Annotated in this window: 19 protein-coding genes; 6 read left to right on the forward strand and 13 right to left on the reverse strand. The window is 65.4% G+C overall.

Going from position 1 to position 21,524, the window contains the following annotated elements:
* Positions 1-104: 104 nt before the first annotated feature.
* The 5 genes from P6U31_RS02670 to P6U31_RS02690 form a co-directional block, all read right to left on the reverse strand.
* Entirely contained in the window at positions 105-857 is a 753-nt protein-coding gene (locus P6U31_RS02670) for a DUF4167 domain-containing protein (RefSeq protein ID WP_407186735.1), read from the reverse strand.
* Positions 858-1,318: 461 nt separating this feature from the next.
* Positions 1,319-2,212, reverse strand: a complete 894-nt coding sequence (prmC, locus tag P6U31_RS02675; RefSeq protein WP_407186736.1) for a peptide chain release factor N(5)-glutamine methyltransferase — start codon at positions 2,210-2,212, stop codon at positions 1,319-1,321.
* Positions 2,209-3,294: a peptide chain release factor 1 gene (prfA, locus tag P6U31_RS02680; protein ID WP_407186737.1), complete on the reverse strand. Its 1,086-nt coding sequence runs from the start codon at positions 3,292-3,294 to the stop codon at positions 2,209-2,211. The genes prmC and prfA overlap by 4 nt, the downstream gene beginning before the upstream one ends.
* A 58-nt stretch (positions 3,295-3,352) precedes the next feature.
* The gene (gene ptsP, locus P6U31_RS02685; RefSeq protein ID WP_407186738.1) at positions 3,353-5,620 is read right to left on the reverse strand and encodes a phosphoenolpyruvate--protein phosphotransferase; all 2,268 of its coding nucleotides are present in this window, start codon (positions 5,618-5,620) and stop codon (positions 3,353-3,355) included.
* A gap of 371 nt (positions 5,621-5,991) precedes the next feature.
* Entirely contained in the window at positions 5,992-7,248 is a 1,257-nt protein-coding gene (locus tag P6U31_RS02690; RefSeq protein ID WP_407186739.1) for an aspartate kinase, read from the reverse strand.
* Between the two features lie 149 nt (positions 7,249-7,397).
* On the opposite strand from P6U31_RS02690, the gene P6U31_RS02695 reads away from it, so the two are divergent.
* The 3 genes from P6U31_RS02695 to P6U31_RS02705 all read left to right on the forward strand — a co-directional run bounded on the left by P6U31_RS02695 (position 7,398) and on the right by P6U31_RS02705 (position 9,831).
* Positions 7,398-7,865 (forward strand): PH domain-containing protein, encoded by a 468-nt coding sequence (locus tag P6U31_RS02695; RefSeq protein WP_407186740.1) that lies wholly within the window; start codon positions 7,398-7,400, stop codon positions 7,863-7,865.
* A gap of 14 nt (positions 7,866-7,879) precedes the next feature.
* Positions 7,880-8,653 (forward strand): bifunctional 2-polyprenyl-6-hydroxyphenol methylase/3-demethylubiquinol 3-O-methyltransferase UbiG, encoded by a 774-nt coding sequence (gene ubiG / locus P6U31_RS02700; RefSeq protein ID WP_407186741.1) that lies wholly within the window; start codon positions 7,880-7,882, stop codon positions 8,651-8,653.
* 278 nt (positions 8,654-8,931) lie between these two features.
* Complete coding sequence (locus P6U31_RS02705) at positions 8,932-9,831, forward strand: EamA family transporter (protein WP_407186742.1); 900 nt, start codon at positions 8,932-8,934, stop codon at positions 9,829-9,831.
* 91 nt (positions 9,832-9,922) lie between these two features.
* Here the strand turns inward: P6U31_RS02705 and P6U31_RS02710 are convergent, their stop codons facing one another.
* From P6U31_RS02710 to P6U31_RS02725, 4 genes are read right to left on the reverse strand one after another with little or no spacing between them, the layout of a single operon-like run.
* Positions 9,923-10,405 (reverse strand): DUF1178 family protein, encoded by a 483-nt coding sequence (locus tag P6U31_RS02710; RefSeq protein ID WP_407186743.1) that lies wholly within the window; start codon positions 10,403-10,405, stop codon positions 9,923-9,925.
* A complete protein-coding gene (locus tag P6U31_RS02715; protein ID WP_025032686.1) occupies positions 10,402-11,280 on the reverse strand; it encodes a carbon-nitrogen hydrolase family protein in 879 nt (292 codons plus the stop codon). Before P6U31_RS02715 ends, P6U31_RS02710 begins: the two co-directional genes overlap by 4 nt.
* Positions 11,277-11,552, reverse strand: a complete 276-nt coding sequence (gene grxC, locus P6U31_RS02720; protein WP_407190070.1) for a glutaredoxin 3 — start codon at positions 11,550-11,552, stop codon at positions 11,277-11,279. The genes P6U31_RS02715 and grxC overlap by 4 nt, the downstream gene beginning before the upstream one ends.
* Positions 11,553-11,599: 47 nt before the next feature.
* Positions 11,600-12,397: a ComF family protein gene (locus P6U31_RS02725; RefSeq protein WP_407186744.1), complete on the reverse strand. Its 798-nt coding sequence runs from the start codon at positions 12,395-12,397 to the stop codon at positions 11,600-11,602.
* Between the two features lie 64 nt (positions 12,398-12,461).
* Between P6U31_RS02725 and P6U31_RS02730 the strand changes: the two genes are divergently transcribed.
* Positions 12,462-13,310, forward strand: coding sequence for a methyltransferase domain-containing protein (locus P6U31_RS02730; RefSeq protein WP_407190071.1), 849 nt, complete (start codon positions 12,462-12,464; stop codon positions 13,308-13,310).
* Between the two features lie 11 nt (positions 13,311-13,321).
* On the opposite strand, the gene P6U31_RS02735 is transcribed toward P6U31_RS02730, so the two are convergent.
* From P6U31_RS02735 to P6U31_RS02745, 3 genes are all read right to left on the reverse strand, one after another.
* Entirely contained in the window at positions 13,322-13,732 is a 411-nt protein-coding gene (locus tag P6U31_RS02735) for a (deoxy)nucleoside triphosphate pyrophosphohydrolase (RefSeq protein ID WP_407186745.1), read from the reverse strand.
* A 4-nt stretch (positions 13,733-13,736) separates the two neighbouring features.
* On the reverse strand, positions 13,737-14,978 hold the full coding sequence (argJ, locus tag P6U31_RS02740; protein WP_407186746.1) for a bifunctional glutamate N-acetyltransferase/amino-acid acetyltransferase ArgJ: 1,242 nt from the start codon (positions 14,976-14,978) through the stop codon (positions 13,737-13,739).
* Between the two features lie 101 nt (positions 14,979-15,079).
* Positions 15,080-15,988: a peptidylprolyl isomerase gene (locus P6U31_RS02745; RefSeq protein WP_407186747.1), complete on the reverse strand. Its 909-nt coding sequence runs from the start codon at positions 15,986-15,988 to the stop codon at positions 15,080-15,082.
* A 353-nt stretch (positions 15,989-16,341) separates the two neighbouring features.
* Between P6U31_RS02745 and secA the strand changes: the two genes are divergently transcribed.
* The gene (secA, locus tag P6U31_RS02750; protein WP_407186748.1) at positions 16,342-19,182 is read left to right on the forward strand and encodes a preprotein translocase subunit SecA; all 2,841 of its coding nucleotides are present in this window, start codon (positions 16,342-16,344) and stop codon (positions 19,180-19,182) included.
* Positions 19,183-19,706: 524 nt separating this feature from the next.
* Here the strand turns inward: secA and P6U31_RS02755 are convergent.
* Positions 19,707-20,141, reverse strand: a complete 435-nt coding sequence (locus tag P6U31_RS02755) for a MarR family winged helix-turn-helix transcriptional regulator (RefSeq protein WP_128923076.1) — start codon at positions 20,139-20,141, stop codon at positions 19,707-19,709.
* A gap of 179 nt (positions 20,142-20,320) precedes the next feature.
* Here P6U31_RS02755 and P6U31_RS02760 point away from each other — a divergent pair, with 179 nt between their 5' ends.
* Positions 20,321-21,505, forward strand: coding sequence for a substrate-binding domain-containing protein (locus P6U31_RS02760; RefSeq protein ID WP_407186749.1), 1,185 nt, complete (start codon positions 20,321-20,323; stop codon positions 21,503-21,505).
* Positions 21,506-21,524 lie beyond the last annotated feature (19 nt).

The following is a 21,524-nucleotide window of genomic DNA, read 5'->3' on the forward strand; positions in this document are numbered from 1 at the left end:
CCTCGACGCAGAGAGCTGATCCGCGCCTGGGGGCCATCAATGATCGGCAAAAAAAATCGTCCCGGCGAGGCCGGGACGATCGTGGTCAGAACATCAGAACAGACTTACTCGCCGGGGGCGACCTCGTCGCTGGACGCGGCGGGCGCCGCTTCACGATCGGGGCGGGGGCCATGCGGCCGGCGCCGACGGCGCGGATAGCGCTCGCCACCGCCGCCACCCTCGAAGCCGGGCTGGCCGCCATTCACTTGCGGCTGCGCGCCGGTGATGAAGGAGGGCAGGCGGTCGACGCCGCCGGCATCGGCGATGACCGGCTGCGGCTGGTTCGCAGGCTGCGGCTGTGGCTGATATTGCGGCTGCGGACGGTGCTCGCGCGGCTGCTGCTGTTCGCGCTGATAGGGCTGGCCCTCGCGGGGCTGATGGTCACGCTGGTGGTGATCGCGCTGGCCGTCGCGGTCGCGCATGAAGGGCTGCTGCGGCGGCTGCGGGACGAAGCCAGGCTCCTGGCCAAAAGCCGAGAAATTCTCGCCGTCGTCGTCGCCGTCGTCGCCATGGCTGCCGATTGGATCGTCGCCGCGCGGCTGCTGGTTCTGGCGGAACTGCTCCTGGGCCGCCGCGATCAGGCGGAAATAATGCTCGGCATGCTGGTAGTAATTCTCGGCCGCAACGGGGTCGCCGGAGGAGCGCGCGTCGCGCGCGAGTTGGAGATACTTTTCGGCGATGTGCGAGGCGGTGCCGCGAATCTTGATGTCGGGTCCGTTGGACTCGTAGACCCGGGTCATCGGGTTCTGACTGCGCCGATTGTTGTTGTTATTGTTGTTGCGGTTGCGCATCCGCTGCTTGTTCTGACCGTTTCTCATGTCCTGCCTTTAATTCCAGCCCTAAAGGTTGCACGCATTACTGATTGCTAGGAGTGACCTGATGACAGCAGCTCACATTGCTCATGCGCACCGCGCGCAAGAGCGGATTGATCCCTGCCAATGTTCGTCGACCGTCGCGCTCAACAAAGACGCGTTCCCCACCCGCCAGCATTGATTGCCAGCGAACCATTCATTTCGCTTGCCGAAACAAGCCCAGCTTTCTTGCGTAAGTCTTCAAGCGCAATATCAGGCTTTCGTTCACGTTGCGGTCGGAGAGCAGCGCAGCTCTACTGGCCATCGCGCTCAACAGGACCTGCGGCTTGGAACCTATAATCAGTAAAGCTCTCGCCCGAGAGCCCGGCTTTCACCCGTAGGTCTACGGGGCCGGCACCGATGTGTTGACCGGAACGTAGTCGTTCCCAAGGGATATTCCAAGAGCTTTTTGCAGGCCAATCCGGCTTTTATGGGGGCATTTTTCGGGCCGAAACGGCCCGCGGAATGCCCGCCAGGTCGGCCTTGGGTGGCCTGTCCACCGTTAACCCCGCAGCCACCATCAGGGTTTCAATATTTCTCGCCTGGCCCTGTCCGGCCTCGACGATGAGCGCCCCACCGGGGGCGAGGCATTCGCTCGCCTGTGGGATCAGGGCGCGGTAGGCGTCATATCCGTCATTGCCGCCGTCGAGCGCCAGATGCGGATCGTGCTCGCGCACCTCGATGCTCAATGTCGCAATTTCGGCCGAGGGGATATAGGGCGGGTTCGACACGATGAGATCGAACGGGCCGCCGAGCGCCGACGCATAGGAACAAGCGACGAAGGCAGCGCGGTCGGCGAGGCCGAGCGCGGCGGCATTGTCGCGCGCGGTGCCGAGTGCGGTCAGGCTGACATCCGTGCCGACGCCGAAGGCATCGGGAATTTCGTGCAACAGAGCGAGCAGGATCGCGCCCGATCCGGTGCCGATATCTGCGATGCGCGGACGTAGGCTCGTCGCCTGTTCGCGAAACAGCTCGAGCGCGCGCTCCACCACCGTTTCGGTGTCGGGACGCGGCACCAGGGTCGCGTCCGAGAGACGAAAGGGCAGGCCCCAGAATTCGCGCGTGCCGAGGATGCGCGCCACCGGCTCGCCCCCGATCCGGCGCTGCGCATATTGCTCAAGCTGCATCGCCTCGGCGTCCGTGAGCGCCCGGGCGCCCTGCGCGATCAGGCCGGTGAGATCGAGGCCGAGCGCCGCTCCGAGCAGGATGCGGGCGTCGAGCTCGGCTTCGTCGAGCTGCGCGGATCGCAGCTGCGCGGCCAGCGCGCGGCGTGCGGTCTCGATCGATTGTCCGGTGAAGGAATGTTTCACGCGGAGCGTCACGCCGCCGCGCCCTGCGCGGCGAGCTGTGCGGCCTGATGCTCGGTGGTCAGCGCGTCGATCAATTCGCCGAGCGCTTCGCCCGCGATCACCTGCGGCAGCTTATAGAGCGTCAGGTTGATGCGGTGATCGGTGACGCGCCCCTGCGGAAAATTGTAGGTGCGGATGCGCTCGGAGCGGTCGCCGGAGCCGACCTTCTCCTTGCGCTCGGCCGAGCGCGCGGCATCGACGCGCTGGCGCTCGGCGTCATAGATGCGCGAGCGCAGGATGTTCATGGCGGAGGCGCGGTTCTTGTGCTGCGAGCGGCTGTCCTGCATCATCACCACGATGCCGGTCGGGATATGGGTGATGCGGATCGCCGATTCGGTCTTGTTGACGTGCTGGCCGCCGGCGCCTTGCGCGCGCATGGTCTCGATGCGCAGATCCTCGTTCTTGATGTCGACGTCGACGTCCTCGACCTCAGGCAGCACGGCGACCGTCGCCGCCGAGGTGTGGATGCGGCCTTGCGTCTCGGTGTCGGGCACGCGCTGCACCCGGTGCACGCCGGATTCGAACTTCAGCTTGGAGAACGCGCCGCGGCCCTGCACCTCCGCGATGATTTCCTTGTAGCCGCCGACGGTGCCCTCGCTGGCCGAGATCACCTCGACCTTCCAGCCCTGCAAGGCAGCGAAGCGCTCGTACATCCGGAACAGGTCTCCGGCGAACAGCGAGGCTTCGTCGCCGCCGGTGCCGGCGCGGATTTCCAGCACGACGTTGCGATCGTCCATGGCGTCCTTGGGCAAGAGCGCGACGCGGATCTTCTGGACCAGTTCCTCGATCTTCGGCGCCAGCTCGTCGCGTTCGGCTTCCGCCATGGCGCGCATGTCGGCATCGGTTGCGGGATCGGCGATCAGCGCCTCGGTGTCGGCGAGCTCCTTGACGGCAGAACGGTAGGCTTTCACCGCTTCGATCAGCGGCGTGATCTCGGCGAGTTCGCGGGTGATCTGCACGTAGCGTTCGGAGGCGAGCTGACCCAGCGATTCCGCCTCGAGCGAGGCGTGATGCGCGAGCAGGAGATCCAGTTTGGCTTCGGGGAGTGACGACATCGGTTCAGTCTCGGATGGGCGGACGACGGCGAGCGGGCAGGCAGGGGCGCGAGGCCCGCTACAACGCCAGGCCTTCGGCCTCGGCAAATTCCGTCAGCTTCTGCCGGATCGAGACGCTGCCTGCGGGCGCATCCAGCAACGGATCGAGCATCGCCTCGGCCTTCCTGGCATCGAGGTCGAGCACCATGGCCTTGACGGGGCCGAGCGCGGTTGCCGAAAGCGACAGCGAGCGGTAGCCCAGCGCAATCAGCGCCAGTGCGCCGATCGGCTTGGATGCCATCTCGCCGCAGAGCGAGAGCGACTTCTTCGCCGCATGGCACTTGCGCGCGATCTCGCGCAGCGCACGCAGGATCGGCGCCGACATGGTGTCGAAGCGCTCGGAGACCTTGGGATTGCCGCGGTCGACTGCGAACAGGAACTGGAACAGGTCGTTGGAGCCGACCGAGATGAAGTCGACCTTCTTCAGGAGCTCGTCGAGCTGGTAGAGCAAGGCCGGCACCTCGACCATGGTGCCGATGTCGATTCGTTCAGGCAGCGTGTGGCCGTGCTGGCGCAAATAGGTGAGCTCGCGCTCGACCAGCGCCTTGGCGGCATCGAATTCGGCGACCTCCGAGATCATCGGGAACATGATGCGCAGCGCGCGACCGCCGCCGGCGCGCAGCAGCGCGCGGATCTGGCCGCGCAACAGGCCGGGGCGGTCGAGCCCGAGCCGGATCGCCCGCCAGCCGAGCGCGGGATTTTCCTCGATCACCGCTTCCATATACGGCAGCGCCTTGTCCCCGCCGATGTCGAGGGTGCGGAAGGTGACGGGCTTGATGCCGGCGGCATCGAGCACGGTGCGATAGAGCGCGAGCTGGTCGCTGGTGCGGGGCAGACTCTGGCCCACCATGAATTGCAACTCGGTGCGGAACAGGCCGATACCGGCACTGCCGGTGTCCTCGATATGCGGCAGGTCGATGGCGAGACCCGCATTGATCATCAGCTCGACCTTCTGGCCATCCTTGGTGACGCAGGGCCGGTCGCGCAGCGCCAGATATTGCGCCTGGCGGCGGGCACGGAAGCGCACGCGTTCGGCGAACGCCGCCTCGATCTCCTGCGAGGGCCGCACATAGATCGAGCCCGAGGTGCCGTCGACGATGATGGCATCGCCCGGATCGGCGATGCCGGGCGCGTTCGGCACCTCGCCGACCGCGGGAATGCCGAGCGCGCGCGCCACGATCGAGACGTGGGAGTTGGCGGTGCCTTCTTCCAGCACGATACCGCGCAGGCGCTTGCGGTCGTAATCGAGCAGCGCCGCCGGGCCCATCGCGCGCGCGATGACGATCGCGTTGTCGGGCAATTGCTCGCGTGAAGGCGCGTGGTCCTGGCCGACCAGTTGCCGCATCAGGCGGTAACCGAGGTCTTCGAGATCGTGCAGCCGGTCGCGCAGGTAAGGATCAGTCGAGCGCAGCATGCGCGCGCGGGTGTCGGACTGGACGCGCTCGACCGCGGCTTCCGCGGTGAGGCCGGTGGCGACCGCCTCGTGCAGCTTGTGCGACCAGCCCTGGTCGTTGGCGAACATGCGGTAGGCTTCCAGCACCTCGCGATGCTCGCCGCCTTCGGCGACGTCGCCGCGCTCCAGCATGCGGTCGAGATCGGCGCGCAGCTTGGCGAGCGCGGTGTCCAGCCGCTTGATTTCCTTCGGCAGGTCCTCGGCGATGTAGTCCTTGATGACGACGCGCGGCTCGTGCAGCACGACATGGCCGAGCGCGATGCCCTCCGACAGGATGGCGCCGACCTTCTGCGCGGAATGACGCGCGGCCGGCTCCTGGCCCGGTTGCGCCAGCGCGGAGAGCTCGCCGGACGCAATCAGCTCCGCCAGCACCATCGCGGTGGTCTGCAGCGCCTCGAGCTCCTCCTCGACATAGTTGCGCTTGGCGCGGTTCTGCACCACCAGCACGCCGAGCGTGTTGCCGGCCCGCAGGATCGGCACGCCGAGGAAGGAGTGATAGATCTCTTCGCCGGTCTCGGGGCGGAACGAGAAGGCCGGGTGGCTCTGCGCGTCGCTCAGATTGAGCGGCGTCGCCTCGCTGGCGACGAGACCGACCAGGCCCTCATGCGCGCTCAGCACGGTGTGGTGCACGGCCTCGCGGTTGAGGCCCTCGGTGGCGTAGAGCTCCAGCGTGTTGTCGATACGCAGCACATAGACCGAGCACACCTCGGCCACCATGTTGGCGGCGATCAGCACCACGATCTTGTCCAGCCGCTCCTGGGCCGAGACCTGCTCCGCCATGGTTTCGCGGAGCCGTCTCAACAAGACGCGGGGACCTCCCGACGCGCTCCGCATGAACCGTCAATCTCCTCCGTCTGCCGGGCCCGGCGATATCGGCCGGCGGCTGGTCCAAAATTCCAGAAAAACAACCAAATTGTTCGTCCGGCGCAGGCGCAAACCCAAATCTTCTTGAAATTTAGTGCTTGCACCGAATCAGCGGCCTGAACTGGGACACAGTCTGCGGCAGCCCACCCGTCCGCCGTATAGCGAATTGGGGCTTGTTTTGCCAAGCAAAACGCCTGCCAAACGCGAATGTGTGGACACCTCGGCGTTTGCTGCGACCGCTAAGAGAAAATTCGTTCAGGCGTGGTCCGGAAAAGTGCGAAGCGGTTTTCCGGACAGGCCATGCGCGAACAGCAATCTGAAGCGCGGCGACGGGCCGCGATTCAGGCCTGATCGAGCCCGTAGAGCGTGTGCAGGGTGCGCACCGCCAGCTCAGTGTAGGCGGTGTCGATCAAAACCGAGAATTTGATCTCGGAGGTTGTAATGGCCCGGATGTTGATATTCCGTCCCGCGAGGGCGGAGAACGCCTGGGCGGCGACGCCGGCATGGCTGCGCATGCCGCTGCCGATCACCGAGATCTTGGCGACGTCGGTGGCGGTATCGAGCCGGGCATAGCCGATCTTGGCCTTGGCCGCGGTGATCGTATCCTTGGCGCGGGTGTAGTCGGCGGCCGGCACCGTGAAGGTGAGGTCGGTGGTCTTGCCGTCTTCAGAAACGTTCTGAACGATCATGTCGACGTTGATGTTGGCATCGGCCAGCGGGCCGAAGATCGACGCGGCAACGCCCGGCTTGTCCTCGATCTGGCGCACCGAGATCTGGGCCTCGTCCTTGGAGAAGGCGATACCGGTGACGACGTGGCTTTCCATGATCTCCTCCTCGCTGCAGATCAGCGTGCCGGGCGGCTGGTTGGCATGCGGGTCGATATCCTCGGGCTTGTCGAAGCTCGAGCGGACGAAGATCGGCATGTTGTGGACCATGCCGAGTTCCACCGAGCGGACCTGCAGCACCTTGGCGCCCTGGGAGGCCAGTTCCAGCATGTCCTCGAACGCGATCTTGTCGAGCCTCTTGGCCTTCGGCACGATTCGCGGGTCGGTGGTGTAGACGCCATCGACGTCGGTATAGATGTCGCACCGGTCGGCCTTGACGGCTGCGGCAACCGCCACGGCCGAGGTGTCCGAGCCGCCGCGGCCGAGCGTGGTGATGCGATTGGTCTTGGGCTCGATGCCCTGGAAGCCGGCAATGACCGCGACCTCCTTGCGCTCCCTGAAGCGCTTGATGATCTCGCTGCCGTCGATGTCCTCGATCCGGGCCGAGGCATGGGCGTCGCTGGTCTTGATCGGGATCTGCCAACCCTGCCAGGAGCGGGCCTGAATGCCCATGCCCTGAAGCACGATGGCCAGCAGACCGGACGTCACCTGCTCGCCCGAGGCGACGACGGCGTCGTATTCGCGCGCGTCGTGCATTGGCGAGGCCTCGGTGCACCAGGCCACCAATTCGTTGGTCTTGCCGGACATCGCCGAGACGACCACGGCCACTTCGTGGCCGGCATCGACCTCACGCTTCACATGGCGTGCGACGTTGCGGATACGTTCGATGTTGGCGACGGATGTGCCGCCGAATTTCATCACGAGGCGGCTCATGACGACGCGTGCATTCCTTCATAAGGATCAGTATGGTGACCCGCGCGAGGCAATGCCGGGGACACCCGACCGCGCGTATACAGAGGGGCGGGGCCGGGGGCAAGCGGGTTCCTGCTCCGGCCAATCCGGGCAATGGGTCGATCGAGGTTATGGCGCGCTATATTGACGAGATCCTGCAGCCGGGCGAGCGGGTGCTGTATTCGACCAATGCGCACTGGATCTTTTATTTTCCGGCGATTCTGGCCTGGATCGCGACGCTGGCCCTGCTGATCCTGTCGCGACAGTCAACCGTCGACTGGCTCGTTCTGCTTTGCCTGGGAGCGGCGGCCCTCGCGGCGCTGGCGGCCCTGTACTGGACCATCAAGGGCTGGTTCCATCGCTTCACCACCGAGACAGATGTCACCAACCTCCGGGTCGTGCACAAGACCGGGTTCATCAAGCGCCGCACTTTCGAGATGGCGCTGGACAAGGTCGAGAGTGTCGATGTCGACCAGACCATTCTTGGACGTATTCTCAACTACGGCGACGTGACGATTCGCGGCGTCGGCGAGGGGATCGAGACGATCAAAACGATTGCCTCGCCGCTCGCCTTCCGTAGTTCGATCACCACGCGGTAGGACCGCGCCTGACCATGAGCATGCAGCAAAATACTTCCCTCTCAGCGAACCCGCAGCAGGGTTCGACCGTCGATGCCGCCGAGATCGCCAAATTCTCGAAGCTCTCGGCAGAGTGGTGGGACCCCAACGGCAAGATGGCGCCGCTGCACCGGATCAATCCCCTGCGGCTCGGCTATATCCGTGACGCCGCCTGCCGCAAGTTCGAGCGCAATGCGCGCAGCCTCAACTGCCTCGGGTCCTTGCGCGTGCTCGACATCGGCTGCGGCGCCGGCCTGTTGTGCGAGCCGCTGTCGCGCCTTGGCGCGCAGGTCGTCGGCGTCGATCCCTCGCAGAGCAACATCGCCGCGGCGAAGCTGCATGCCGACAAGGGCCATCTTGCGATCGACTATCGCTGCACCACGGTCGAGGAGATCGATCCGCGCGAGCGCTTCGACATCGTGCTGGCGATGGAAGTGGTCGAGCACGTCGTCGACGTCGGCGTCTTCCTGAAGCGCTGCGCCGCGATGCTGAAGCCGAACGGCCTCATGGTGGTCTCGACGCTGAACCGCAACTGGAAGAGCTTCGCGCTCGCCATCGTCGGCGCCGAATACGTCCTGCGCTGGCTGCCGCGCGGCACGCACGAGTGGAACAAGTTCGTCACCCCCGACGAGCTGACGAAATATCTGCTCGACAACCGTCTCGTCATCACCGAGCAGACCGGCGTGGTCTACTCGCCCTTCGCCGACAAATGGTCGCTCTCGTCGGACATGGACGTGAACTACATGGTGGTGGCCGAAGCGATGGTGTGAGGGCGCAGCGGGATGGAGCTGTCGCTCCGAGAATGCCGTCGTCCCTGCGAACGAAGGGACCCATACCGCGGAATCTATCGATGGGGCGTGGTATTGGATGCGCGGGTTGGCAGCCTCCGCAAAACGACTCCCTGGTGGGGTTATGGGTCCCTGCGTTCGCAGGGACGACACCGAGTTTGTGGTGCGGGCATCGCTCCCATGACATTGCCGCGGTTGACCGCGCCGGTCTCAGCTTGCAGGTTGGCTGAACTCTTTTCGTAACGCTCATCCTCACCCCCATGCTCGCCGTCACCAGCCTCTGGATTCCCTTCACCATCATCGCTGCGCTCGGCCAGGTCGCGCGCAATGCGATGCAGCGGTCGTTGACGAAGCCGCTGGGCACCTGGGGCGCGACCAATATCCGCTTCCTGTTCGGCTTTCCGTTCTCGCTGCTGTTCCTCGGCGTGGTGCTGGTCGCGACCGGCGATCATATCGGTATGCCGCCGGCTGCGTTCTGGCCGTGGCTGCTGCTCGGCGCACTCAGCCAGATCGTCGCAACCGGCCTGATGCTGCTGGCGATGAACGACCGCTCTTTCGTGGTGACCACGGCCTATCTCAAGACCGAGGCGATCCAGACCGCGATCTTCGGCTTCGTCTTCCTCGGCGATCACCTGACCTGGCTCAATGTGCTGGCGATCGTGATTGCGACAGTCGGTGTCGTCATCACCGCGCTGCGGCCTGGCGGCGAGAAGAGCTTTGCCGAGCTGAAGCCGACCATCACCGGCCTCGTCGCCGCGGCGGCCTTCGCGCTCTCCGCAGTCGGCTTCCGCGGCGCCATCATCACCGTGCCGAACGTGTCGTTCGTGACGGCCTCATCGTTCACGCTGGTGCTCGGACTATTCGTGCAGACGCTGGTGCTGACGATCTACCTGCTCTGGCGCGCGCCGGACGTGCTGCGCGGCATCCTCGGACTATGGCGGCCGTCGATGCTGGCGGGCTTCACCGGCGCCTTCGCCTCGCAGTTCTGGTTCCTGGCCTTCGCGCTGACCGCGGCGGCCAATGTCCGCACCCTGGCGCTGATCGAGGTGCTGTTCGCGCAAGGCGTCGCCTACTACTCGTTCAAGCAGCCGATCGCGCTGCGCGAGATTCTTGGCATCGCGCTCATCGTGATCGGCGTTGCGGTGCTGGTGGGAGTGTAAGCAACGTCGTTCCGGGGCGCACGCAGGGCTAACCCGGAATCTCGAGGTTCAGGGTTCGATGCTTCGCATCGCCCCGGAACGGCCGCAAGCCTCAGTTCCGGTCTTCCGGCAGCGTCGGCAGCGGCGAGACCTCGATGCCTTCGTCGATCAGCGACTTTGCCTCTTCCGGCGAGGCCTCGCCGTAGATCGGGCGATGCTCCTTGTCGCCGTAATGCATTGCACGGGCTTCGTTGGCGAAGCGCTCGCCGACATTGTCGGCGTTCTTGACGATGTGATCGCGCAGCTCTTTCAGCTTGGCGCGCAGTTCGCGCTCCTGCGCCATCAGCAGCGAGGTCGGTCCTGACGGCGCAGCCCCGGTCGCGGTCGCGGCAGCGGGCTCGGGCGGCGGCGCGGCGGCCCCGCGGCCCTTCTTGCCGACGATGCGCGGAGCCATGATCGCCTTCTCGACCTTGGCGGAGCCGCAGATCGGGCAGGTCACGAGCTTGCGCTTGACCTGCGACTCATAGGCCGACGAGCTTTGGAACCAGCTCTCGAAATCGTGGTCCCGGTCGCAGCGAAGCGCGTAGCGGATCATGCCGAGCCCCGCACGAGATGCAGATGATCCGGTCCCGCCTTGGGGTCGGAGACGCCGAAGCGGCGTCCGTGCTGGAGCGAGGGGATCGCGCGGCGCGCGGTCTCGACCTTGGCCGGATCGATCTTGGCCATGATGATGCCGGGCTCGACGTCGCCCTCGGCGAGGATCTCGCCCCAGGGGTCGATGATCAGCGAGTGACCATAGGTCTCGCGCTTGTTCTCGTGCAGGCCTGCCTGCGCCGCGGCAAAGATGAAGCAGCCGGTCTCGATCGCGCGGGCGCGCAGCAGCACGTGCCAATGCGCTTCACCGGTCTTGCGGGTGAAGGCCGAGGGCACGGTAATGAAATAGGCACCGCTTTCGGCGAGCGCGCGGTAGAGCGCGGGAAAGCGCACGTCGTAGCAGATCGTCAAGCCCACGCGGCCCCAGGGCAGGTCGGAGATCACCGCGGTCTCGCCCGGCTGGTAGTTGGCGGATTCGCGATAGCTCTCGCCGTCCGGCAGCTCGATGTCGAACATGTGGATCTTGTCGTAGCTCGCGAGCACATTGCCCTCGGGCCCGATCAGGAAGGAGCGGTTGACCGCCTTCTCTGGCGAGAAGCGCAGCGCCAGCGAGCCGACATGGAGATGGATCTTCAGCTCCGCTGCGAGCGCCCGGTAGGCCTTCAGCGAGGCGTCGTCCTCCTCGCTCTGCAGATGCTCGAACAGCGCCTTGCGGTTCAGCTGCATCATGTTGCTGACTTCGGGCGTCTGCACGTAATCGGCGCCATTGGCTGCAGCCTGCCGGATCAGCTTCGTGGCCTGTTCGAGACTTGGCCCCGGCATCAGGCCGGTGCGCATCTGCACCATGGCGGCCGTGAACGTGCGGTTCTCGCTCATGACACTGCCTTCACGTTTTCGAGCATGCCGTCGAGCTTGCCCTCGCGATCGAGCGCGTAGAGGTCGTCGCAGCCGCCGACATGGGTTCCGCCGATCCAGATCTGCGGGAAGGTCGAGCCCTCGCCGGCGCGGTCGTACATCTCGGCCCGCCAGGACGGATTCTTGGCGACGTCGAATTCCGTGAAGGCCGCCTTCTTGCGGCTCAGCAGCGACTTGGCGGCGGAACAATAGCCGCAGCCCGGCCGGGTGTAGATCTCGACAGCAGCAGTCATCTTGTCTGGCGCTCTCATGTCATGAATTCGTTGAATTATATGGGATTTCACCTGACCTCCACAACCCGGGCGAACACCAGCACGTCGACCTGGGTTGCCTTGGCGCGAAGCAGGGCACGCGCGCAGGCATCCAATGTGGCACCTGAGGTCAGGACGTCGTCGATCAGGACAATGCGGCGCCCCTGGACGTCAGCCTGGCGGTCGGGAGATACCTGGAACGCGCCCTGGACATTGCTCGCGCGCTGGGCTCGCGACAGGCCGATCTGCTGCTCGGTCGCGCGCACCCGGCGCAGGACGTCGCCCCGGACCCTGACGCCGCTCTGCCGCTCGATCACGCGCGCCAGCGCCCCGGATTGGTTGTAGCGGCGGCGCCAGGCCCGCCGCCAGTGCAGGGGAACGGGCACCAGCATGTCGGCGCCCGCCAGCAATTCGCCGCCCGCCCGTGCCATCCAGCGGCCCATGGCGGGCGCCAGATCGGTGCGGTCCTGGTATTTCAGCGCATGCACCAGCGTGCGCGCGACGTCGTCATAGCGCACCGCCGCGCGGGCCCGCATGTAGGCCGGCGGGCTCGCGATCGCCTCCATCGACAGCATGTCGGGGCCGGGATCGTAGACGAAGGGAATGCCGAGCCGCGGGCAGTAGGGTCGCTCGATGAACGACAGCCGCGCCCAGCACGACGCGCAAACGCCCTCGCCCTCGACCGGCTCGCGGCAGGACACGCACAGTGTCGGCAGCGCGATGTCGAGCGCGAGCCGCGCCGCACGCGCCAGCGCGTGGCGGCCGGCCGTCCATGCGGCTCGCAGCGGTGCGGTGATGGAACGGGAAGGGGCGGTATCGGCTTCCATGAGGAGAGGCTAGCGCTGCACGCAGCGGATTGCCAGAACCGTGGAGATCGGCGTAACCAGCGGCATGGCCCACAACCCGCAAATCCCGCCCGCCTTGTTCGATCGTGCCTTGCTGCACGCGCGGCAACGTCGCGCGCAGGTGCAAGGTGCCGCGAGCTTCCTGCTCGATCGGGTCGCCGAGGACATGTCCGACCGCTTGGCGGCGGTGATGCGGGAGTTTCATGCGCCGGTCGATCTCTGGACGCCCGGCGCGGGGCTCGCCGCCCTGCGCGCGAGGCTTCCGTCCAGCGAGCACATCGCGCTCGATGCGGCCGGTGTGGAGAAGCTGCCCTTCGCGCCCGAAAGTCTCGATCTCGTCGTCTCGGCGCTGGCGCTGCAATTCGTCAACGACCTGCCGGGCGTGCTCGCGCAAATCCGTCGGTCGCTGAAACCGGATGGCCTGCTGCTCGCCGCGATGATCGGCGGCGACAGCCTGACCGAGCTGCGTCAGGCCTTTGCCGCGGCGGAGGCCGAATGCGAGGGCGGCGTGTCGCCGCGCGTGGCGCCGTTCGCGGACCTGCGCGACATCGGCGCGCTGTTGCAGCGCGCCGGCTTTGCGTTGCCTGTCACCGATGTCGATCGCGTCGTGGTGCGCTATGCCAATGCGTTCGCATTGATGCAGGATCTTCGCCGCATGGGCGCGGCCAACGTGCTGATCGAGCGGCGGCGGACGCCGTCGCGGCGCGCGACGCTGCTGCGGATGGCCGAGATCTATGCCGAGCGCTTTGCCGATGCCGATGGCCGCATCCGTGCGACGTTCGACATCGTCTGGCTCTCCGGCTGGGCTCCGCATGCGAGCCAGCAGCAGCCGCTCAAGCCGGGATCGGCCAAGGCGAGTCTCGCAGAGGCGGTGAAGAAGGCGGGCGAGACGTAAGCCTTGCACCGTCACGTCAGCAGATCGATCAGATGCGGGATCAGCGGGATATCCGCCGGCGGCATCGGATAGTCGCGCAGCTTGTTGGCGCGGACCCAGGCCAGGGCCTGGCCTTCACGTGACGTCACCTGTCCTTCCCAGCGCCGGCAGATGTAGAGCGGCATCAGCAGATGGAGGCCCTCATAGCCGTAGCTCGCGAAGGTCAGCGGGGCGAGACACGGCTCGGCGACGGTGATGCCGAGCTCCTCGTGAAGCTCGCGGATCAGGCTCTGCTCCGGCCGCTCGCCCGGTTCCAGCTTGCCGCCGGGAAATTCCCAGAGACCGGCCAGCGCCTTGCCTTCGGGGCGCTGGGCGATCAGGACGCGCTTGTCGGCGTCCACGAGGGCGCAGGCTACCACCAATGTCAGCTTGAGATCGGCCATTCAGCTACGACCTGTAATCCCCGTTGATGGCCACATATTCCTTGGTGAGATCGCAGGTCATGACCCGGTCGCGGCCCTTGCCGAGGCCGAGCGAGACCCGAATCGCGATCTCCGGCGCCTTCATCGCCTCCGAGACCTGGGCCTCGTCATAGGAGGGATCGCGCGCGCCGTTCCTGGCGACGCGGATGCCGTTGAAGGAGATCGAGAGCTTGTCGCGGTCGGCCGGCTCGCCGGCCTTGCCGACGGCCATCACGACGCGGCCCCAATTGGCGTCCTCGCCGGCAATCGCGGTCTTCACCAGCGGCGAGTTGGCGATCGACATCGCGATCTTGCGCGCCGAGGCTTTGGTCTTGGCGCCCTCGACCGTGATCTCGACCAGCTTGCGCGCGCCTTCGCCGTCGCGGGCGACCTGCTCGGAAAGATTGGCGAGCACCTGGTTGAAGGCTTTCACGAAAGCCTTCAGGCGCGGATCGCCGGCGCGGCTGATCTTCGGCGCGCCGTGCTCGGCGGCGGCGCCGGTGGCGAAGGCCAGCAGCGTGTCCGAGGTCGAGGTGTCGCCGTCGATGGTGACCGCGTTGAAGGTGTCCTCGACGCCGCTCTTGAGCAGCGCCTGCAGCGCGGCGGGCGCGATCGGCGCGTCGGTGAAGATGAAGGACAGCATGGTCGCCATGTCGGGGGCGATCATGCCGGCGCCCTTGGCCATGCCGTTGATGGTGACCTTGGCCTTGCCGAGCTTGACGGTCGCGGTCGCGACCTTCGGGAAGGTGTCGGTGGTCATGATCGCCCTGGCCGCGGCGAGATAGTCGCCGGGCGCGGCGGCTTCAGCCATGCGGCCCAGCACGCCGTCGAACTTGGTTGCATCCAGCGGCTCGCCGATCACGCCGGTCGAGGCCAGGAAGATCTCGCTTTCGCTGCATCCGACCGCCTTGGCCGCAATCTTGGCGGTCAGCGCGGTGGAGGCACGGCCGGTCTTGCCGGTGAACGCATTGGCGTTGCCGGAATTGACCACCAGCGCGCGCGCCTTGCCGCCCTTCAGCTTGGCCCGGCACCATTCAACCGGTGCGGACGGGCATTTCGACTTGGTGAAGACGCCGGCGACCGCCGTGCCCTTGTCCATTACCGCCAGCAGCACGTCGGTGCGGTTCTTGTAGCGGATGCCGGCTTCGGCCGTCGCGAGGCGGACGCCCGCGATCACGGGCATGTCGGGGACGTTTTTGGGGGCGAGGGGAGAGACGGAGGAGGACATCGCGAGGCGCCTTGATAGGGTCTGGACATGCAGATGGCCGGGGGAGCCCCGGCCATTGCGACGTTAGATACTCTCGGCGTCCGCGAAGTGACAGCGAATTCTTACTTCTTCGCCGGCGGCGCCATCTTGCTGTCGGAGGGCTTGGCGTCCTTCGAGGCGTCGGCTGCCGGCTGGTCCAGCCGCTCGACCTTGGCTTCGGTGCGCAGCTTGGCGACATACTCGGCCTGCGCCTTGCGGGTCACGTACTGCTCGATCTGGGCCTTGACCTGCTCGAAGTCCGGCGCCTTGCGGTTGCGCTTTTCCTCGACCTTGATGATGTGCCAGCCGAACTGCGACTTCACGGGGTCGGAAATCTTGCCGGGCTCCAGCGAGAAGGCCACGGCGGAGAATTCCGGCACCATCTGCTCCTTGGTGAAGAAGCCGAGATCGCCGCCGTCGGCCGAGCCGGGATCCTTGGACTTCTTCTTGGCCAGCTCGGCGAAATCCGCGCCCTTGTCGAGCTCGGCCTTCACCGCCTTGGCCTCGTCCTCGGTCTCGACCAGGATGTGGCGGGCGCGCACCTCCTGCTCGCCGGTGATCTGCTTGGAGGCCTCCTCATAGACCTTCTTCATGGCGTCCGGCGTGGTGGCGGCCTTGCCCTCGCCCGCGAGCAGGCTGTCCATCAGCAGCCGGTTGCGGGCGAACGCCAGGCGCTTCTTGAACTCCTCGCTGTCGGCGACCTTCTTGTCCTCGGCAGCCTTGCTGACGATTTTCATGTCGATCAGGAACGACAGGACGTTCTCATCCTTGGTCGCGGGGTCCATCTGGGCGAGGCTCGGCCCGAGCTCCTCCTCGGCCATGGCGACGTCGCTCTTCTTGATTTCCGCGCCATTGACCTTCGCCAGCACCGGATCGTCGGCAGCCCGGAGCGGGCCCGCGAACGCCAGGGACAGCGCCAGCGCGAGGCTGCCAGCCAGGGCGGAGGCATGGCGGAAACGCTGGCCGGTGGTTACCGGGAACGAGGTGGTCATGGAAAATCCTTATGTTGAAGCAGGGGGCTGCTCGAAGCGGGGCGGACACTCGCCCAATCAGGGGGGCTTGGCAACGCGAAAAGTCTGTCAAAATGATGAATTAGCCGCAATGCACCCGCCGTTGACAAGGCCCTGACCGGGCCATATCTCTGCCCGGTCGCGACCATGGCGATGGCGTTTATTTTGCTGCGTTTTTGGCCGTTGAACCCAGACTTGCCCAATTCCCACCCATATGGCGGATGACCCCGCGCAGTCCGGGCTCTGACGCCGCGAGGCGTCACGGTGAGTTGATAGGCAGGCGGGTGACAACTTCTTAGGCCAACGCGGTTGAATCGCGAACACAGGAACTAGGCATGATCGGCGCGCTCGCCCGCAAGTTTTTCGGCTCCGCCAACGACCGGCGGGTGAAGGGATATCAGTCCCGCGTCAACGCGATCAACGCGCTTGAGCCCGAGCTTTCGAAGCTCTCCGACGAGGCGCTCAAGGCCCGCACCGCGGAATTCAAGAAGCAACTCGCCGAGGGCAAGACGCTCGACGACCTTCTGGTGCCCGCCTTCGCCACCGTGCGCGAGGCCGCCAAGCGTACGCTCGGCCAGCGCCATTTCGACGTCCAGCTGATCGGCGGCATGGTCCTGCACGAGGGCGACATCGCCGAGATGAAGACCGGCGAAGGCAAGACGCTGGTCGCAACGCTGGCGGTCTACCTCAACGCGCTCGCCGGCAAGGGCGTCCACGTCGTCACCGTCAACGACTATCTCGCCCGCCGCGACTCCGGCTGGATGGGTCAGATCTACGGCTTCCTCGGCATGACCACCGGCGTGATCGTGCACGGTCTCGACGATGCCGAGCGCAAGGCGGCCTATGCCTGCGACATCACCTACGGCACCAACAACGAATACGGCTTCGACTATCTGCGCGACAACATGAAGTACCGGCTCGAGGACATGGTCCAGCGGCCGCACTTCTTCGCCATCGTCGACGAGGTCGACTCGATCCTGATCGACGAGGCGCGCACGCCGCTGATCATCTCCGGCCCGCTCGACGACCGCTCCGACTTCTACAACACCATCGACGGCTTCCTGCCCAAGCTCGACAAGTCCGACTACGAGGTCGACGAGAAGCAGCGCACGGTGACGCTCACCGAAGGCGGCATGGAGAAGATCGAGACGCTGCTGCGCGATGCAGGCCAGCTCAAGGGCGAGTCGCTCTACGACGTCGAGAACGTCTCCGTCGTGCACCACATCAACCAGGCGCTGCGCGCCCACACGCTGTTCACGCGCGACAAGGACTACATCGTCCGCGACAACGAGGTCGTCATCATCGACGAGTTCACCGGGCGCATGATGCCCGGCCGCCGCTATTCGGAAGGCTTGCACCAGGCGCTGGAAGCGAAGGAGCACGTTCAGGTCCAGCCCGAGAACCAGACGCTGGCCTCGATCACCTTCCAGAACTACTTCCGCATGTACGAGAAGCTCGCGGGCATGACCGGCACCGCCGCGACCGAAGCGGATGAATTGTTCGACATCTACAAGCTCGAGGTCGTGGAGATCCCGACCAATCTGTCGATCGCGCGCCTCGACGAGGACGACGAGGTCTATCGCACCCAGAAGGAAAAATATCAGGCCATCCTCGCCGAGATCGAGCGCGCCAATGCGCGGCTGCAGCCGGTGCTGGTCGGCACGGCCTCGATCGAGAAGTCGGAAGTGCTCGCCGAATTCCTCAAGAAGAACGGCTACAAGCAGATCGACTTCGGCAAGGAGGGTGCGCTCGACAAGCTCTACGCCGCCGCCCGCGCCGGCAAGCCGGCAAAGCTGTTCGCGGTGCTGAACGCGCGCTTCCACGAGCAGGAAGCCTATATCGTCGCGGAAGCGGGCGTGCCCGGCGCGATCACGATCGCGACCAACATGGCCGGCCGCGGCACCGACATCAAGCTCGGCGGCTCGCTGGAGATGCGCATCCAGCAGGAAACGGCCGGGATCACCGACGAAGCCGAGAAGGCCAAGAAGATCGAGCAGATCAAGGCCGACATCGAGCACTTCCGCGATATCGTGCTGAAGGCCGAGGAGACCGTCGAGGTCGAGCCGGCGAAGGGCAACAAGCCCGCCAAGACCGTGAAGAAGCCCGGCGGCCTCTACATCATCGGCTCCGAGCGCCACGAATCCCGCCGCATCGACAACCAGCTGCGCGGCCGTTCCGGCCGTCAGGGCGACCCCGGCCGCTCGAAGTTCTTCCTGTCGCTGGAAGACGATCTGATGCGCATCTTCGGCTCGGACCGCCTCGACAGCATGCTGCAGCGTCTCGGCCTGCAAGAGGGCGAGGCCATCATCCATCCCTGGATCAACAAGGCGCTTGAGAAGGCGCAGCAGAAGGTCGAGGCGCGCAACTTCGACATCCGCAAGAACCTGCTCAAGTTCGACAACGTCCAGAACGACCAGCGCAAGGTGATCTTCGACCAGCGCGTCGAGCTGATGAAGGACGAGAGCGTCGCCGAGACCGTCACCGACATGCGCCACGCCTTCATCGACGACCTCGTCGCCAAGCACGTGCCCGAGCATGCCTATGCCGAGCAGTGGGACGTTGCGGGCCTGAAGGACGAATTGAAGCGCGTGCTCGACCTCGACCTGCCGGTCGACGACTGGGCCAAGGAAGAGGGCATCGCCGACGAGGAGCTGCTCACGCGCATCGAGACCAAGGCCGACGAGCATATGGCGGCCAAGGTCGCGCAATGGGGTCCCGACGTGATGCGTTACGTCGAGAAGACCATCCTGCTGCAGACGCTCGACCATCTCTGGCGCGAGCATCTGATCATGCTGGACCATCTGCGTCAGGTCATCGGCCTGCGCGGTTACGGCCAGCGCGATCCGTTGCAGGAGTACAAGACCGAGGCCTTCAATCTCTTCCAGGAGATGAGTGCCCACTTGCGCGAGGCCGTCACGGCGCAGCTGATGCGCGTCGAGATCGTCCCGCCGGAGCAGGAAGCCCCGGTGCTGCCGGCGATGGAAGCGCACAAGTTCGATCCCAACACCGGCGAGGACGAGATGGCGCTTGCGAGCGTCACCCTCGGCGCGCAGGCCACCGACGCGGCGCTGCGCGATCCGAAGAACCCGGCGAGCTGGGGCAAGGTCGGCCGCAACGAGGACTGCCCCTGTGGCTCGGGCAAGAAGTACAAGCACTGCCACGGGCGGTACGCGTAAGACCTGATTGAGGCGGCACATCGCCGCCCCCATTCTCCGTCATTGCGAGGAGCTCTTGCGACGAAGCAATCCAGACTCTTTCCGCAGAAAGAGTCTGGATTGCTTCGCGGAGCCTGTCATCGGGCAGCGCCTTGCGCGGACCCGTTGGCTCGCAATGACGGTGTCGTGGCAGGAATTGTTGAGATCTTTGCCGTCGTCGCCCGGCTCGACCCAGTACGCCGCGGCTTCCCGATTCAATCACGACGGTCTCTGGAGTACTGGATCGCCCGATTAAATCGGGCGATGACAGTTGCGCGTATGGCGCGAGACTCTCCACATCGTCGTCCCCTGCGAACGCAGGGACCCATACCGCGGAATCTATCGAGAGCGCGCAGTCGTCGTACCGCGCATAAGCGTCACTACCAGTCATTAAAACAATCACGGCCTGTGGCTATGGGTCCCGGATCTGCGCTCCGCTTCGCTGCGCTTGTCCGGGACGACGACTGTTGAGTACTCGCCAAGCTGGCGTTTCAATTCACACGCTCTCAATTCGAGCTGTCGATCAAGCTCTCCAGCAGCCGCTTGAGCTCGCTCGTCGACTTGTCGCCGTAGCTCTCCAGGATGTGCTCCTCCTGGTCGACTGCGAGCGAGTTGAGCTTCTTGCTCAGCACCTTGCCGCGCTCGGAGATGAACATCAGCACCTTGCGGCGGTCGTTCGGGTCCTGCACGCGATAGACCAGCGTGTCGGAGACCATGCGGTCGATCATCTTGGTCAGCGTCGGATGGTTGAGCAGCACGGCGTCGGCGAGCTCGCCCATCGAATGGCCGTCGCCGTCCGACAGCACCTTCAGGATGCGCCACTGCTCGACGGGAACACCTTCCTTGCTCAACCGCAGTTCGAGCTGCCGGTTGATCTCCCGGTTGGCTTGCGCGAGCAGATAAGCGAGGTGTTCGGTGATGGGTGCGTTCGATTTTGCCACGGCTAAGACTTCGTCTTGACCCAAATGAGTGAATGTCTTGCAATCAATGCTGCATCTATATGCACTTCAATTGTTGAATATTCAATATTTTCAAAATAGGATCATTGCCCAACAAAAGGGCGGAAGCCGCGGCCGCCCGAACAATGTGCTTTCAGGTCTGGTACCAGACAGGAGTTGGCGTGCGCGCGACGGTAAACTTCCCGGCTCACGGCGGTCCGGCGTTGCCGCCGTCCTTGCTGTTCAGGAATCTGTCGTCACCGGCAGCTGACGGCGCGTTGTCGCCGCACGATCAGGCCTTGTTCAAGCGGCGCGGCACCAGCAAGCTCCGCGTCGGCGGCTTCATCTGCTGCACCGGCTCGCCCGGCGTCTGGGGGCCCTGCGCCACCAACAGCGCAAGGCTCGCCGTCGCCGAGATCAACAAGCGCGGTGGCATCCTCGGCCGCGAGGTCGAGCTTTCGATCTACGATGCCGGCGGGCCGCTCGATGAGGTCCTGAGCCGCGCCGAGCAGGCGGTCGCGTTCGACGAGGTCGATCTGATCGTGGGCCTGCACACCAGCGCGGTCCGCGTGGCCTTGCGCGACGTCACCACGCGTCATCGGATCCCCTATATCTACACGCCGGTCTACGAGGGCGGCGAGCGCACGCCCGGCGTGATGGCGATCGGCGAGACGCCGCGCTGGCAGAGCCGGCCGTCGATCCACTGGCTCGCGGACGTCAAGAAGGCCAAGCGCTGGTACCTGATCGGCAGCGATTATGTCTGGCCCTGGCAATCGCACCGCGCGGTCAAGAATTACATCAGGGAAACCGGAGGCCACGTCGTCGGCGAAGAGTTCGTTCCGCTCGGCGAGGACAATCACGAGCCGCATCTGGCGCGCATCCGAGCTGCAAAGCCTGACGTCGTGTTGATCTCGCTGATCGGCACCGACAGCATCACCTTCAATCGTGCCTTCGGCGAATGCGGTCTCGGCGCCACCACGCTGCGCCTGGCCGGGGCGATGGACGAAACCGTGCTGCTCGGCATCGGCGCCGACAACAGCGAGAACATGTTCTGCGCCTCGGGCTATTTCACCGGCACCGGCGCGCGCGCCAATGACGATTTCCAGAGCCGTTATCACGCCATGTTCGGGCCGAATGCGCCGCCGATCGGCTCGGTCGGACAATCCAGCTACGAAGGCCTGCGTTTTCTGGAAGCCGTCGCAAACAAGGCCGGCTCGTTGGCGCGGGCGCCGATGCTCGCGGCCGGCCGCAACATCGTCTACAGCGGCGCGCGCGGTCCGGTCACCGTTCGCAACGGGCACGCACGAATGCCGATGCATCTCGCCGAAGCCGACGGTCTCGACTTCAAACTGATCAAGCCGATCTGACACGGCGCGGCAATCGGCG

Source organism: Bradyrhizobium centrosematis (genome assembly GCF_045571495.1).
In the GTDB taxonomy this organism is placed as follows: domain Bacteria; phylum Pseudomonadota; class Alphaproteobacteria; order Rhizobiales; family Xanthobacteraceae; genus Bradyrhizobium; species Bradyrhizobium centrosematis.

What these genes read in the sequence shown, in the direction of transcription:
- P6U31_RS02735 (WP_407186745.1), bottom strand. Translation starts at nt 13,732, where the DNA reads ATGGCCGATCTCAAGCTGACATTGGTGGTAGCCTGCGCCCTCGTGGAC.
- argJ (WP_407186746.1), bottom strand. Translation starts at nt 14,978, where the DNA reads ATGTCCTCCTCCGTCTCTCCCCTCGCCCCCAAAAACGTCCCCGACATG.
- grxC (WP_407190070.1), bottom strand. Translation starts at nt 11,552, where the DNA reads ATGACTGCTGCTGTCGAGATCTACACCCGGCCGGGCTGCGGCTATTGT.
- P6U31_RS02745 (WP_407186747.1), bottom strand. Translation starts at nt 15,988, where the DNA reads ATGACCACCTCGTTCCCGGTAACCACCGGCCAGCGTTTCCGCCATGCC.
- ptsP (WP_407186738.1), bottom strand. Translation starts at nt 5,620, where the DNA reads ATGCGGAGCGCGTCGGGAGGTCCCCGCGTCTTGTTGAGACGGCTCCGC.
- secA (WP_407186748.1), top strand. Translation starts at nt 16,342, where the DNA reads ATGATCGGCGCGCTCGCCCGCAAGTTTTTCGGCTCCGCCAACGACCGG.
- P6U31_RS02670 (WP_407186735.1), bottom strand. Translation starts at nt 857, where the DNA reads ATGAGAAACGGTCAGAACAAGCAGCGGATGCGCAACCGCAACAACAAT.
- P6U31_RS02710 (WP_407186743.1), bottom strand. Translation starts at nt 10,405, where the DNA reads ATGATCCGCTACGCGCTTCGCTGCGACCGGGACCACGATTTCGAGAGC.
- P6U31_RS02705 (WP_407186742.1), top strand. Translation starts at nt 8,932, where the DNA reads ATGCTCGCCGTCACCAGCCTCTGGATTCCCTTCACCATCATCGCTGCG.
- P6U31_RS02725 (WP_407186744.1), bottom strand. Translation starts at nt 12,397, where the DNA reads ATGGAAGCCGATACCGCCCCTTCCCGTTCCATCACCGCACCGCTGCGA.
- prfA (WP_407186737.1), bottom strand. Translation starts at nt 3,294, where the DNA reads ATGTCGTCACTCCCCGAAGCCAAACTGGATCTCCTGCTCGCGCATCAC.
- P6U31_RS02690 (WP_407186739.1), bottom strand. Translation starts at nt 7,248, where the DNA reads ATGAGCCGCCTCGTGATGAAATTCGGCGGCACATCCGTCGCCAACATC.
- P6U31_RS02695 (WP_407186740.1), top strand. Translation starts at nt 7,398, where the DNA reads ATGGCGCGCTATATTGACGAGATCCTGCAGCCGGGCGAGCGGGTGCTG.
- P6U31_RS02730 (WP_407190071.1), top strand. Translation starts at nt 12,462, where the DNA reads ATGGCCCACAACCCGCAAATCCCGCCCGCCTTGTTCGATCGTGCCTTG.
- P6U31_RS02715 (WP_025032686.1), bottom strand. Translation starts at nt 11,280, where the DNA reads ATGAGCGAGAACCGCACGTTCACGGCCGCCATGGTGCAGATGCGCACC.
- ubiG (WP_407186741.1), top strand. Translation starts at nt 7,880, where the DNA reads ATGAGCATGCAGCAAAATACTTCCCTCTCAGCGAACCCGCAGCAGGGT.